The sequence below is a fragment of the Ochrobactrum sp. AN78 genome (assembly GCF_029909885.1).
In the GTDB taxonomy this organism is placed as follows: Bacteria; Pseudomonadota; Alphaproteobacteria; order Rhizobiales; family Rhizobiaceae; genus Brucella; species Brucella quorumnocens.
Window position 1 is genome coordinate 217,473 of sequence record NZ_JASAMU010000007.1, and the last position, 14,266, is coordinate 231,738.

The window sequence follows — 14,266 nt, forward strand, 5'->3', positions numbered from 1 at the left end:
AAGCTCAGATTATGCAGAAGAATGGCGCACGTATCGGCATCGACGTGGGCGGAACATTTACCGACTTTGTTCTGTTCGATCCCGACCGCAAAAGCCTGATCCATTACAAGGAACCATCGACGCCGGAAGATCCGTCTCAGGCGCTGATCGTGGGCTTGCAGTCGCTGCTCAGGAAAGCTGATCTTGGCGCAGACCAGATCGACACGCTTATGCATGGCACAACAATCGGTCTCAATGCCGTTATCCAGAGGCGCGGTGCAAAGATCGCACTCATCGTCAGCGAAGGTTATCGCGATATTCTGGAAATCGCACGCAGCCGCATGCCCTCTTCCTTTGATTTTCATGCAAGCAAGGAAGAACCCCTGGTGCCGCGCCATCGCATCATCGAAATAGGTGCGAGACTTGCGGCAAACGGCACAACAACCCAACTTCCCAACGATGCGGCTCTTGAAGAAATTGCGGCACAACTCAACGCGCTCGACGTCGATGCGGCAGCACTTGTATTGATCAATGGCTATACCGACCCTTCGGTTGAAAAAGAGCTGGCGCAGAAAATATCCGAAAAGACGAATGGGCTTTCCATTACATCTGCCGCAGCAATCTGGCCGGAAATCCGCGAATATGAACGCACGCTGATCGCCTGTCTGAATGCCTATATCCAGCCATTGATGCAGCGCTATTTTGAAGGGCTGAAAACCGGCCTTGCTCGCGATGGAGTTCATGCTCCAATCCTCGTCACAGCCTCCAATGGCGGTTCCCTGAGCATCGGCTCAGCACAGGAGCGTCCGGTCGAAACCATCCTCTCCGGACCAGCCTCCGGTGTCATGGCGGCCGCGCGGTTGGCTGCAACATCAGGCGTGCGCGCAATCATCACATTTGATATGGGCGGCACGTCATCAGACATCGCCGTCGCACAAGATGGTTCTGCTGCGCTCGCCACCAAAACCGATATTGGCGGCTTGCCTCTGGTTTTGCCGGTTGTGGATGTCTCGGCCATCGGTGCAGGTGGCGGCTCTATCGTATGGGTTGATGATCATGGCGTGCTAAAAGTCGGCCCTCGCAGTGCTGGCGCAATGCCCGGCCCCATCTCTTACGGTCGCGGCGGCACAGAGCCAACCGTCACCGATTGTTATCTGACGCTTGGCTATATCGATCCGGCCGGTTTCCTTGGTGGACGTATGCAGCTTGAGAGCGAGCCTGCAGCTGCAGTTCTTGCCCAGATAGGCAATCGGATCGGATATCACGGTGAGAATGCTGCTGCAGAAGCAGCCCAGGGGGCGCTTGCAGTCACCACGGCTGGCATGGCGACAGAACTCTATAAAACGCTCGCAGCTCGAGGCCTTGATCCGGCAGCCTTTGCGCTTGTTCCATTTGGCGGCGCAGGCCCAACACACGCCAACCTTCTCGCCGAAGAAGTGGGCATTGCCCGCATCGTCGTCCCTCCAGCAGCAGGAACATTTTGTGCGCTGGGTGCCGCAGCAGCAGACTTACGGCGCGATTTCGTTCGCAGTCTGCGCAAAGAGCTTGATGAAGCGACCGCCGCGACCCTTGCCGAAACATTCGAAACCCTTGCCATCGAAGGAAATGACTGGCTGGATCAAGAAGGCGAACAAAGTATCGGACGCCTTTTCGAAAAGGCTGCCGACATGCGTTATGTCGGTCAGGCTTATGAATTGCGGGTGGCATTGAACGATGTCGACACAGACGTTGATGCCATTTCCGAGGCTTTTCACCGCGAACATGAGCGCATCTATGGTTTCCGCGACAGCACAGCGGAAGTTGAACTGGGGACGGCTCGTCTCGCCGTTATCGGCGTCACGCCAGACCTCGCCGCGCAAGAATTTCCGACAGGGGACGGCAAACCTGAGATCAAAGGCAACCGCCGCCTGTTCCACAAAGGTGCATGGCTTGATGCAGATATTTACGACCGCCTCAGTTTCCGGGCAAATGATCAGGTCTGTGGTCCTGCAATTATCGAGCAAGATGATACCACCACTATTCTGCTACCGGGCTGGATAGCCAACTGCGACAAAGCAGGAAATCTGCATCTTGAAAGGCTGGCACAATGAAACTCAACCCAGTCACGCTTGCCATTCTCGGCAACAAGCTTGCAGCTATCAGCGAAGAAATGTGCCTGACGCTGCAGCGCACGGGCCGCACGCTTTATGTCAAAGAAACTGCTGATTTTGCCTGTGCGCTTGCCGGACTGGACGGACGCTTTTTCGCCTATCCGCGTTCTATTGGTGTTTCAGGATTTGTAGGCCTTGAATGCGGGCCAACGATTGAAGCAGTGGGGCCGCTCGAACCCGGCGACGTCATCCTAACCAACGATCCCTATCGTTCAGAAGGTCTCGCCACACATCTGCCCGACCTTCATATGATCGAGCCCTATTTCCATGAGGGCCGCGTGGTTGCTTATGGCTGGTGTTTTGTACACTGCTCTGATGTCGGTGGACGTGTGCCGTCCAGCATCTCTCCTATGAACACAGAAATCTTTCAGGAAGGCTTGCGTATTCCGCCTGTCAAACTGATGAAACGCGGAGAGATCTCTCCAGAAGTGCGCCTGTTTCTGGAAGCAAACAGCCGTACACCTGAAGCCAATATGGGCGATATTCGCGCCATGCTGGCAGCTCTTGCTGCCGGTCGTCGTCGCTTCGAACAGGCGGTTGCCCAGCACGGAGCAGATGAGGTTTCGGCAGCAAGCACTGATCTTGTTTCATATGCAGCCGAAAAGGCGCGATCCGTTCTGCGAAAGGTTCCCGCTGGCTCCTATACGTTTTCGGATTATCTTGATGATGATGCAGCTGGTAACTTGCCAGTTCGCATTGCGCTGACGGTGACATTCGAAGACGGAGAAGTGCATCTGGATTTCACCGGAACTGATCCGCAAGTGGCCACCGCCATGAACATTCCTTCGCGCGGACGGCCCCATGCTTGGCTGACACTGCGGGTACTCGCATTGGTCAACACGCTCGATCCAACAGTACCCTTAAATGTTGGCCTTCTCGATACGGTTCGTATAACCGCACCTGAGGGAAGTCTGGTCAATCCGCAGGAACCTGCCGCAACAGGTGTCCGTCATGCCGCCGCCATTCGTGTCAATGATGTTTTGAATGGCGCCTTCGGAAAGGCATTGCCTGATGTCATGCCTGCTGCATCATCTGGCACAGTTATTCCCGTCGTAATGGCGGAACCAGATGGCAAGGGCGGACGGCGCGTACAGGTCATCGAACCGATGATCGGCGGCACGGGCGCACGCTTTGGTCGCGATGGCGTGGACGGTCGTGATAGCGGCATCTCAAATCTCGCCAACAATCCGGTCGAAACGGTGGAAGCCGAGCTTGGTGTTGAAATCCTGCATTATGGCCTGCGTCCGGATTCCGGCGGTTCCGGCCAATGGCGCGGTGGTTGCGGCATGGAACTGACCTTTCGCGCATTAACCGATGACACCAATGTGCTCGGCCGTGGCATGGAACGTCTGCTGTTCCGGCCATGGGGTTCCTATGGTGGTCAGGCGGGTCTTCCAGGTGCGCTGTTCGTCAATCGAGGGCGAAGTGATGAGCGCAGGCTTGGCAAGATCGACGTGCTCAACGTCAACGCGGGCGATACGGTCACCTTCCTGACACCCGGCGCAGGTGGCTGGGGCAATCCACTTGAACGAGACCCCAATGCCGTGCTGCGTGATGTCCTTGATGGTTTCGTCTCGCTCGCCGCAGCTCAAACCCATTATGGCGTGGTGATAAACAATGGCACGATCGATAAAGAGGCCACAACCACACACCGCCTAACGCTGTCAGAAAGCGAGCCCGCCGATGGATTTGGGCCTGAGCGAAAGCGCTGGGACGAAGTGTTTGAACCGGCGTTGATGGACAGCCTGAACCGCGCACTCGTGCAGCTTCCGGGATCAGTAAGGCAGCGCCAGCGCAAAGCTGTTTTTGACGCTGTTTTACCTGAGCTTCCCGAAGACTTTCCAAGAGCAAATGCAAAGGTCGAAAGCGTGCTTGCAGCGGGTATCGCGTTGCGAACGGCTGTTCAAAACCTCGTCGCAATTTCCAATTCCGCAAACGCCTGATTGTTCCAGATACGGAGTATCGCAATGACATTAATTACCAGACGCAACCTCCTCGGCTCGGGCGCCATGCTTGGTCTGGGTCTTGCCGCAGGCGGGTTGCCGCGTATCGCCAATGCGCAGGCCGCAAAAGAAATCACCGTGACCGCCTTCGGTGGCATATGGGAAGAAGCTGTTCGCAAGTGCTTTGTGGCACCATTTGAAGCCAGGACCGGTGCAAAAGCCAATGTCTCGCTCGGTGGCCCGCCTCAATGGCTGGCGCAGGTCGAAGCATCAACTGCGAAGCCACCGGTCGATGTGCTCATTATGACGCCAGACCTTGCTTTGACCGCAGCCAGATCAGGTCTGGTTGACGACTTTACAGTCGAAAAGCTGCCGAACCTCGCAAAAATCCCGCAGCAACTGACGGATTCAGTTGAAGGCAAAGGTACGCTGTTCGACTATGGTGTAGCTGGCATAACCTACAATAAAGACAGGGTAAAAAACCCTCCAAAGTCTTTTGCCGAATTTGCCGACAGAGTTGCCGCTGGTGAGTTCGTAGCCTCGATCCCGTCCATCAGTTACGCCGTCACACCGATCATGCTGATCTGGGCCATGGCCAAGGCATTTGGCGGCGGCGCCGACAACGTCGATCCGTTCTTCAAGGCAGTTGAGCGGATGAAGGATAATCTCATCTATTGGGCCGGACCGAATGATTTTTTCAATCATCTTTCTTCTGGCGAAGCCGATATCGGCATTTATTTCGATGGTCGCACTTGGAACCATTATGATGCCGGCGCAACCTGGATCGACTTCATCAACCCGGAAGAAGGCGGTTCACTCAACGGTTTGGCAGTCCAGAAGGCAAAAAATGCCAATCCGCTCGCTTGGGACTATATCAACGAAGTGCTCGACGCAGCCAACCAGACACAATTTGCCGACATTATGAACTACGGCGTCACCAACGTTGATGTTGTCTACAGCGAAAAGCTAAAGCCACGCATCACGCCGTGGCAGAAAACGGCCTTCCCTCCATATGAGCAAATTGCTCAAGTCCGAAATGAATGGGTGGATCGCTGGAACCGGGAAATCGGTCAGTAAGGTCGCGGAGCATAACGATGAGCCAGTCAGAAACATCAAACGCTAATGCAAGAACAGGGCTGGCTTTACCGGGCTGGCTGCTCATCTTGCCTGCTCTGGCGTTCCTTCTGGCTTTTTTCGTCCTGCCTCTTTTTGACAATAGCATGCGCAGCTTTGTCGACACCGAAGGCGGTTTGACTTTCGCACGCTACGTCACGCTGCTCACCGATCCCTTCTATCTGCGTGTCATCGGTGAGACGATTTTACTTTCGGGTGGTGTGACGCTGATTTGCGTCATCATCGGATATCCAGTCGCCTATTTTCTGGTGCGCAAAGCAGGCCGCTGGGCTGGCTTGATCGTCTTTTTGCTTATCGCCCCACTTTTGACGTCAATCATCATGCGGACCTTCGGCTGGCAAGTTCTTTTTGCGCGCCGCGGCCTGATCAACAATCTGCTTGTCGATCAACTCGGGATCATTGCAACGCCATTGCGCTTCACAAACTCGCCGGAAATCACCATCGCCGCTCTCGTGCATGTGCTCGTACCCGTCATGGTTTTGTCGATCAGCACAGTTCTGCAAGGTATTGATCGCCGTCTGGAGGAGTCCGCCAAAATTCTCGGAGCCGGTCGTTTTCGCACCTTCTGGGAGGTGACTTTCCCGCTCTCAATCGACGGCATCGGAACCGGAGCAATTTTGGTGTTCATGATTGCCAATGGAAGCTTCGTTACCCTAGTTATGCTGGGTGGTGGCCTTCAGACCTTGCCATTGCTCATCTACCAACAATTCAACACTACACGCGATTTTGGCATGGCGAGTGCAATGAGTTCGATCCTTCTGGTGATCGCAATTGCCTGTCTCTTCCTGCAATTGCGTCTCGTGCGCCGTCGGGGAGTTTAATCGATGAAACTCTTTGGAAAAGACTGGGCAGACATTGCATTGACCATGTTCGTCGTGGTGTTCTTCATTTTTATGCTGGCTCCCATTCTAGTTGTTGTACTCGTGTCCTTCACGTCTGCGGGCTATGTGGCCTTTCCCATCCCCGGCTGGTCGCTCAAATGGTTTGCGAATATTTTCGCTTATCAACCATTTGTGGATGCGCTCATCGTCAGCTTTAAGATCGGGATCGGCGCCACCATTCTCTCCTGTCTGATCGGCATCCCCGCCTGCCTCTATCTGGCGCGTTCACACACAGGCTGGGCAAGCGCTGTTATGGCGTTTCTACTATCACCGTTGTCGATGCCCATGATTGTGATTGGTTTCGCGTCTCTGTTTTTCATGAGCAGGCTTGGACTGGGAATTTCATTCAGCGCTCTGTTGATCACCCATACTATCGTCTGTCTTCCCTATGTTGTTCGCACAGTTGCAGGCGTTTATGGCAGCATGCCAAAAAGCTATGAAGAAGCCGCAGCCATTCTGGGAGCTAATCCCCTGCAAGTTTTCTGGCATGTCACATTACCCCTCATCCGCCCCGGCATCATGGCGGGATCGCTATTCTCCTTTCTCACCTCATTCGACAATTTGCCGGTGAGTTATTTCTTTGCAAGCGCAAGCACGAACACCTTGCCGGTCGTAATGCTAAGCTATCTCGAACACCAGTTCGACCCAACAATCGCCGCTCTCAGCACGTTGCAGCTTCTTATGGCAGTTGCGACGCTCATCATTGTCGACCGCATATATGGCATCAGAAAAATGACAGTGGCCGCATGACATTTCACTTACCCATCGACCATGTCGTTGTTCTAACAAACGATCTCGATAGTACGGGCACTGCATTTGAAAATGTCGGATTCCATGTCACATCAATCGCAAAACACAGCGCCGCAATGGGCACTGCCAATCGATGTGTCATGCTCAATGACACCTATATCGAGATCCTTGCAATCATTGGGAAAACAGAAGCCAATGCTAAATGGCGCAAGCTTCTCGAAAATGGATCTGGATTGCGCGGGATTGCGCTGCGCAGCAAAGATGTCGAGGCCGATGCAAGAGCCTATAATGATGAGAACATCGAGACTGAAGCGGTAAGGCACTTTTCACGACAAATCGAAGCTGGCGAGTTACGGTTTTCGATAAGCCGTTTCAAAGATTGCGTTACTCCAGCCTATCAATGTTTGCTCTGTCAGCACCACACACCTGAACTTCTCTGGACATCTGACGTAATAGAACACCCCAACGGTGCGAAGCGTCTGATATCATTCTTCACGCCAAACGCGTCTGAACTTGCGGCGCTAAGCAGTGATAGCTCTTCAAATATAGCGGTCGACATCGGTCAGGATTGCCTAACAATCAGCGGAAACAGTGAAGCTATTTTCGATTTGCGCGAAAGTTGCGGACTGGAAATCACGATGGTTCGCGCATGAAATCCTGGCCATCTAGTAAGCCTTCGCCCCTGTGGATGTCGCTTTCGCGCGAGACATTTGAAGGTAACGTTCTTGAAGGTATCGTAAAGACCGAAGTTGCAATCATCGGCGGTGGTATTGCCGGGCTTGCGGCAGCTACCGAACTTGCAAGGCGTGGACGCAAAGTCACAGTGCTTGAAGCCGTAAAAGTCGGCTACGGAGCATCAGGGCGCGCCAATGGGCAGGTTATTTCAGCGCTGACACGTCATGGTCCGAATGCCTTGAGAAATATTTGGCCGGGAGAACAAGCGGATCGGTTTATAGAACTTGTAAAAGGCGCGGCCGACAAACTTTATGCCTTAGCCGACCGTTACAAGATTGACTGCGATTTAAACCGCTCTGGCTGGTTGCAACCAGCGCATAGCACAGGCCGTTTCAAACGCGTTTCTGCTCTCGCCGCACAATGGGCGGAAGTTGGCGCGCCAACTGCCGTCATTTCTTCAGGAGATATGGCCGCTCGCTTAGGCACCAATGCCTATCATGGAGGATGGGAGCATCACGGCGGTGGCCACATTAATCCTTATGCTTTCACGGTAGGCCTTGCACGCGGAGCGGTGTCAGAAGGTGTTGTAATCTTCGAACAAAGTCCTGCGCTCAATCTCACGCGAACGCCAACAGGCTGGCGGATCAAAACTCCCGACGGTGAACTTCACGCGGAAAAAGTCGTGCTTGCTACCGCAGCCCACACCGGCAATCTTTGGCCAGAACTGCGCCGTTCCATTGTCCCTGTTACCTCCTATCAGGCAGCAACAGAACCGCTGGGTGATCTGGCGCATACAATCCTGCCCGGCAATGAAGCATCATCAGACACCCGGTTTGACCTTCGCTATTTTCGCAAGGATCGCGAGGGACGGCTGGTTTCTGGCGGTGCACTCGCTGTTCAGGCAGGTGCGGCATATCGTTTGCCTGCAATGGTGGAGAGTCGGTTGCGCGAGCTCTTTCCTGAGCTGCCTCGCGGAACAATGAATACGTTCTGGGGCGGGCCCATCGCAATGACAGTTGATCGGCTACCGCATCTGCATAAACGCGACGACGGTCTTTACAGTTGGATCGGCTGTAATGGACGCGGCCTCGCCCTCTCGTGCGCGATGGCGGATGTTGTTGCCGATGCAGTCTGTGGTGTCGCCGACGAACAACTCGCATTGCAGCCAACCCCTGTTTCACAGATCGCATTTCACCCGATTGTTAGCCGAACAGCGCGCATCATCCTGCCCTATATGCGGTGGCAAGATGGCCGCGAAGTCTGACCATAGTTCCAAGGAAACTCCATGCCTCGCGCCGCCGTTATTCAGCTCTTTCATGAAGCCAACGCATTTACGCCCGTTAAGGCGAATTACGAGGGGTTTCTCTCCGCTCAATATTTCCAGGACGAAGATGTGCGACGGGAATTCGGCTCAACCGGCAACTGGCTGGGCGGAGTAACAGAAGCTCTTGATGAAGCGGGTTATGACATTGCTTACGGCGTCTGCACCGGATGCCTTCCAGGAGGTATGCTCGAGGCTGAAAGCTATCACCGTCTCGTGGCGGAAATCATTCAGTCACTTGAAGATATTGCAGCTACAGGCCCTGTAGACGTCGTAGCGCTTTTGTTGCACGGGGCTTTGGTGGTTGAGGGCGTGGCTACACCTGAGACCGATCTTGCCCGAAAAGTACGCGCAATTGTTGGCCCTGATGTCCGCATCGCCGTCCCGCTCGATTTTCACGCCAATGTCGAGCCGATGTTGCCGCATGTCGTGGACGTTGTGATCGGAGGTAAATTATACCCCCATGCAGACACACATGCGCGCGGCAAAAAGCTGATGCAGCTCACACTCGATCCTGTGAGCTGGTGTACACGGCGCTTCCGCTTGCCCGTGGCCGCCCCCATGAGTGCGCAAACCAGCGATGCAGAGCCATTCAAAAGTCTGGTTGCACTTTCCAACGAAGTCGAGCGCCGCGAAGGGCTTTCCGATGTAGTTGTTATGGGTGGCTTTCCCTATGTGGATTCCGATGATGTTGGAAGCTCGGTTCTCGTAACCGGCACCAATGATGAAGCCATGAAACAGGCCTATCGCGACATGGCGGAGATAATCTGGCAACAACGCGAAGCAATCACCCGTCCCGCACCTTCATTCAATGCCATCGCGCCGGAAATCTATGCGCGTGCCTCCAAAGGGCGTGTGGTTATTGGTGACGCGGGCGATAATCCGGGTTCGGGCGGCGTTGCCAATGCCGCCGATATTTTCGCAAATCTTTCTGCGCAAGACTTGCCGTTTGCTGCCGGTTTTATGGTTGATGGCGAAGCAGTGTTGGCAGCGCAAGCAATCGGCGAAGGCAATCGTGGTGAAATTGCCATGGGGCGTTTGCAAAACGGCGAGCCGTTTGTCGTCGATACGCTTGTGGAACGCGTCACGGAGGTGAACTATCGCAATGAAGGCGCCAACCTATATGGCGAATTGCTCGAAGGAGGTTTGGGCGCTGTTCTTCGTGTCCGCGATCACGGTCATATCGTTCTCGTCACTGAGCGCATTCAGGCCTATGACACGCAAGCATTTCGTAGTCTGGGCATCAATCTGGAAAGCAAGGCGATCATTCACGTCAAATCGAGCAATCACTTCCGCACGTCATTTACGCCGCTCGCAGAGCAAGGCGTTTTTATCGTCGATAGCGGTGGCTATGCTTCGACGGACGCAGCTAAGTTTCCATTCACAAAGCGCGCTACCCGCATTCTTCCGCTTGCGTCACTCAACAAGAGCGAATGGGACCGTCAGGTCGCAGAAGAATGCGAAATTGCATTTCAGATTTTATGAAGAATAGTTTTTGACGATTTTGCCGCATTTGATAACAAACTGCAGGTGATCGGCGAAGCCCTCCAGAACTCCTTTATCAAGCGGGTTGGCTGAGAGAACATTGAGATCGGCGCGGTAATTTTCCTTAACATAGCCGATTTCATTCTCAAGACGCACCAGCTGCGCCGCGGTGCTTGTTGCTGCACGAAGCAGATCAAGCGGCGGAACGACGTCGGCACGCAAAGCAAACTCATGCAGCTGGCGTGAATGCATCGGCCCGATCAAATCGGTGCCATATGCCATAGGCACACCTGCGCGATAGGCAAGTTCAACAGCATAAAGTCCCGAGTCGAGCACCAGCTTGATTTTGTCCATCCGGTCTTTAGGAAACCCACTTTCTGCGCCGACTTCGGCCAATGCTCGAAAGCAAGAGAGCGTCGGCGTCAGGAAACTCGCGGCCTGTTTCATGAGCGCGACTGTCTCTGCATCAAGCAGATTGCCGTGCTCAATAGAGCGCACACCGTTACGCACAGCGCGCGCAACCGAACGCGCAGTATAGGTATGCGACACCACATAGAGGTCGGCCATATTGGCTTCATCGACGATTGCCGCAATTTCCTCTTCCGAAAACTGATCCGAAGTGATGCGGTCGGTAGGCGAAGAAATTCCGCCATTGGCCATGATCTTGATGTGGTGTGCGCCGCGTCTGATCTCATCACGTGCAGCACGACGCACTTCATCGACACCATCGCAGCGACGGCCGAGGCTGACTTGCGCATAAGTCTCATCAGTGCGGTCCACGCCCATGCCGCGATGGTCGCCATGGCCGCCACTCGCAGAAAGCGCCTTGCCCCCGTAAAGAAGTCGGGGCCCCGAAATCAGTCCTTCCTCGACTGATTGCGCAAGGCCAAAATCAGCGCCGCCGACATCACGCACGGTCGTAAAGCCACGCGAAAGCATTCCGTCCAGTACCTTTGCCGCACGTGCTGCAACATACATCGGTGACTGGCGCGGCAATTCGCCCAGATTGGCGGTATAAGCTGTTGCGTGAACATGGGCGTCGATCAGCCCCGGAATGACGAAGGCGCCTTTAAGGTCAACTCTGTTCGCTTCGGAATACGGCGTCTTTGCTTCGCTCAGTTCGCGGATAAAACCGTTTTCTAGAACGAGGTTTTGATCAGCGAGCACCGTACCGCTCTCAACATCAACAACATTGGCATTTTCGAGAATTGTAATCACTGCAATCTGTTCCTGTGATCAAACTTGGAAACGGCAAAAGCCGGACTGCACAACAGTCCGGCTTGAGGGCTTTTTCGATCAATTTACTTTTCCGACCAACCAACGCGGTTGAGGAAGAGGTTCTCGTTTGGCAGCGGCGTAAACTCAACATTTTTTGCCGCCCCGTAAAGCACCGAAGCCTGATAGAGCGGAATGATGTAATTCTCCTCCGCTACTATCTCATGGACCGACTTGTAGAGTTCGAGACGTCGTTCTGGATTGATGTTGGTTCGTGCCTCGTCGAGTGCTTTGTCCAGACGTTCATCCTTGACGGTAGACCAGCTGCTGGAAGAATGCAGAAGCGGATAAAGCGTACCGTCAGCATCCTGACAGCCACAGCTCCAGCGGCCAAAGGCAGCGGAAGGAATCGTGCTGGAACCAGACTGCATCTGTTGCATCCAGTTGCCCATATCGGTGGTATCGATTTTGACGTTGAGGCCAACATCATTGAGCATTTGCTGGATCGCCTGCACGACGCGCTGATCGTAGGTCGGCGTCGTCAGCAGGGTGATTTCGGTTTTGGCAGCATCGCCGACTTCCGCCACCAGCTCCTTAGCTTTCTCTGGATTATATTCTGGAGCCTTTATACCCTCGACAAACCCAAATGAAACCGGGGACGTGAGCTCGTCAATCGGAGCATCATACCCACCCAGAATGCCCTCAACAATACCCTGCTTATCAATGGCATGGGCGATTGCCAGACGAATGCGCGGATCATCAAGCGGCGCTTTGTTGATATTGAGCGAGAAGAATGCAATGCGTTCGCCACGAACCGGCAAAACCTTACCCTGTCCCGACGCTTCCAGTTGCGCGGCAAGGTCATTATCGAGGTTGCTGGCGAGATCGGCCGTTCCCGCCTGCAAATTCGCAATGCGCGTTGAACCATCTGGAACAGCCCGGAAAGCCACTTTCGGGAATTCGCCCTTCTTGCCCCAATAATCATCATTGCGCGCGAGCAGCACTTCAACGCCTCGGTTCCAGTTCTCAAGCTTATATGGACCAGAGCCCACAGGCTTGATGTTGAACTCATCTTTGCTGAGCTTTTCCACCACATGCTCTGGCACAATGGAAAGCTTGGTCAGCTGCGCAAGCAGGACCGGGTATGGGCCTTTTGTGGTTACGACGACAGTCGTATCATCTTTAGCAACGGCATCGCTGATCTGATTGAACTGGCCAACCTGCGGGCTGGCGAATGCCGGATCGATGATACGCTTGATGCTGAAGGCAACGTCTTTGGCCGTCAGCGGCGTGCCGTCATGGAATTTCACATCATCGCGAATTTTGAATTCAATTTCCGCATCGGAGAAATATTTCCACTCAGTGGCGATCTGCGGAACGATCTCGCCCTTGTCGTCACGCGTCAGCAGATTGTCGAAAATGTTGCGATAGACATTGAAGCTATCGGTGTTCCACTGAACATGCGGATCAAGCGAGCTCGGCTCTGCAATAAAATCCACAGCCAGCAAATCCTTGGCGTTTGAACTGTTCACCTGTGAAGCAAGTGCGGTCGCGGCCAGCAGTGCAGCAAATATTGCATTTCTAAAGCGCATCGAATTCTCTCCCAACGGGGCACCGGAATTCCGGTCGAATGAAGTAATCGCAAGCCAAACTGAATTATTGACATCTCAGTTTATATCTTTGCAATATTAATAAGCGATACTGTCACCTTATAAAAACCAGCGCAACCAGCGCATTTTCTAAATCTACACGCAATTGAAAAATGCCATTTCAATTTTGCGCACCGAAGAGAAACAGTTGATTTATGGGAATTGTGAAGGCAACATGCTTCTGTTTCCTCTGGAGAGCTATACGGAGATAAATTCTTCACTCAAGCGATATGGAAAAGAAAATCTGTTCTTTTCTTTAGATCAAAGAGATTTCAAAATATAAAACTAAGAGGTCAGTTATAAATGTTGGATAACGATACCTACACATCGCCCATGTCGCTCGAAGGCAAGGGGGATCTGGCGGAAAAGGCACTGCGAAATGCGATTGTGAACTGCGTTCTGGCACCAGGTGAACGGCTGTCGGAATCCGCACTCGCAACCGAATTCGCATTGGGCCGCGGCGCACTGCGCGCAGCACTTGCACGCCTTAAAGCGAGCGGGCTGGTATCGTCATCCGCACGCAGCGGCTGGGTCGTTACGCCAATTTCGGCAGGCGAAATCCGCGAATTGAGCGCAGCTAGACGGCACCTGGAACCTTTGCTTTTTGCAGCGGTGCTGGACGAGGCGTCTATTCAACGACTGAACGCGCTGGGTGAAATGCATCTGGCGCTCACCCAACGCAACGAACTTGGTGGCGATATCCTTCCAACCATCCGCCGCTATGAGCGCGAAATTTTGGAGTTACTCGCCACCCGGCTCAACATGCCGATTGTTGCAGGCTGGCTGACCGATCTTTGGGATCGTGCCGTGCGTCTGGTCAACTTCTTCGAGAAAACCGGACGCGTCAGACTGATCCCCGCCAAACGTTCGCTATTGATCAGCGCGATTATCGAGGGGCGAAAGAGCGAAGCACTGGAACTGTTTGGCGCGGCCAACACCGCGCTCGAAACCTATCTGCTCGACCGCTTCCTTGAATCAGAAGCAATGGTCGGCGCGAAACCCGCCCGCCGCAACGCGGGCAAAAGCAAAACCGAGAAACAATCTCGTCCAGAACCGCATTTGGATAAACCAGGGGCATTATAGA

11 protein-coding genes are annotated in these 14,266 nt (G+C 53.8%); 9 read left to right on the forward strand and 2 right to left on the reverse strand.

Annotated features, from left to right (window positions below; all coding sequences use genetic code 11):
- Positions 1-11 precede the first annotated feature (11 nt).
- The 8 genes from QBD00_RS15150 to QBD00_RS15185 are packed head-to-tail and all read left to right on the forward strand — an operon-like array spanning position 12 to position 10,318.
- On the forward strand, positions 12-2,069 hold the full coding sequence (locus tag QBD00_RS15150; protein ID WP_318579937.1) for a hydantoinase/oxoprolinase family protein: 2,058 nt from the start codon (positions 12-14) through the stop codon (positions 2,067-2,069).
- Positions 2,066-4,072 carry a hydantoinase B/oxoprolinase family protein gene (locus tag QBD00_RS15155; RefSeq protein WP_318579938.1) on the forward strand — a complete coding sequence of 669 codons (2,007 nt, stop codon included), beginning with the start codon at positions 2,066-2,068 and terminating at the stop codon, positions 4,070-4,072. Before QBD00_RS15150 ends, QBD00_RS15155 begins: the two co-directional genes overlap by 4 nt.
- 24 nt (positions 4,073-4,096) lie before the next feature.
- Positions 4,097-5,149, forward strand: coding sequence for an extracellular solute-binding protein (locus QBD00_RS15160; RefSeq protein WP_318579939.1), 1,053 nt, complete (start codon positions 4,097-4,099; stop codon positions 5,147-5,149).
- Positions 5,150-5,166: 17 nt separating this feature from the next.
- Entirely contained in the window at positions 5,167-6,027 is an 861-nt protein-coding gene (locus QBD00_RS15165; RefSeq protein WP_318579940.1) for an ABC transporter permease, read from the forward strand.
- 3 nt (positions 6,028-6,030) lie between these two features.
- Positions 6,031-6,837, forward strand: coding sequence for an ABC transporter permease (locus tag QBD00_RS15170; protein ID WP_151094611.1), 807 nt, complete (start codon positions 6,031-6,033; stop codon positions 6,835-6,837).
- Positions 6,834-7,490 carry a VOC family protein gene (locus tag QBD00_RS15175; RefSeq protein WP_151094609.1) on the forward strand — a complete coding sequence of 219 codons (657 nt, stop codon included), beginning with the start codon at positions 6,834-6,836 and terminating at the stop codon, positions 7,488-7,490. The genes QBD00_RS15170 and QBD00_RS15175 overlap by 4 nt, the downstream gene beginning before the upstream one ends.
- Positions 7,487-8,776, forward strand: a complete 1,290-nt coding sequence (locus QBD00_RS15180) for an FAD-dependent oxidoreductase (protein ID WP_318579941.1) — start codon at positions 7,487-7,489, stop codon at positions 8,774-8,776. The genes QBD00_RS15175 and QBD00_RS15180 overlap by 4 nt, the downstream gene beginning before the upstream one ends.
- Before the next feature lie 21 nt (positions 8,777-8,797).
- Complete coding sequence (locus QBD00_RS15185; RefSeq protein ID WP_318579942.1) at positions 8,798-10,318, forward strand: M81 family metallopeptidase; 1,521 nt, start codon at positions 8,798-8,800, stop codon at positions 10,316-10,318.
- Here QBD00_RS15185 and QBD00_RS15190 read toward each other — a convergent pair.
- Positions 10,313-11,536, reverse strand: coding sequence for a metal-dependent hydrolase family protein (locus tag QBD00_RS15190; protein ID WP_151094603.1), 1,224 nt, complete (start codon positions 11,534-11,536; stop codon positions 10,313-10,315). The genes QBD00_RS15185 and QBD00_RS15190 overlap by 6 nt on opposite strands.
- An 83-nt stretch (positions 11,537-11,619) precedes the next feature.
- The gene (locus QBD00_RS15195) at positions 11,620-13,125 is read right to left on the reverse strand and encodes an ABC transporter substrate-binding protein (RefSeq protein WP_318579943.1); all 1,506 of its coding nucleotides are present in this window, start codon (positions 13,123-13,125) and stop codon (positions 11,620-11,622) included.
- A 360-nt stretch (positions 13,126-13,485) separates the two neighbouring features.
- Here QBD00_RS15195 and QBD00_RS15200 point away from each other — a divergent pair, with 360 nt between their 5' ends.
- On the forward strand, positions 13,486-14,265 hold the full coding sequence (locus QBD00_RS15200) for a GntR family transcriptional regulator (protein WP_151094597.1): 780 nt from the start codon (positions 13,486-13,488) through the stop codon (positions 14,263-14,265).
- Position 14,266: the final 1 nt, after the last annotated feature.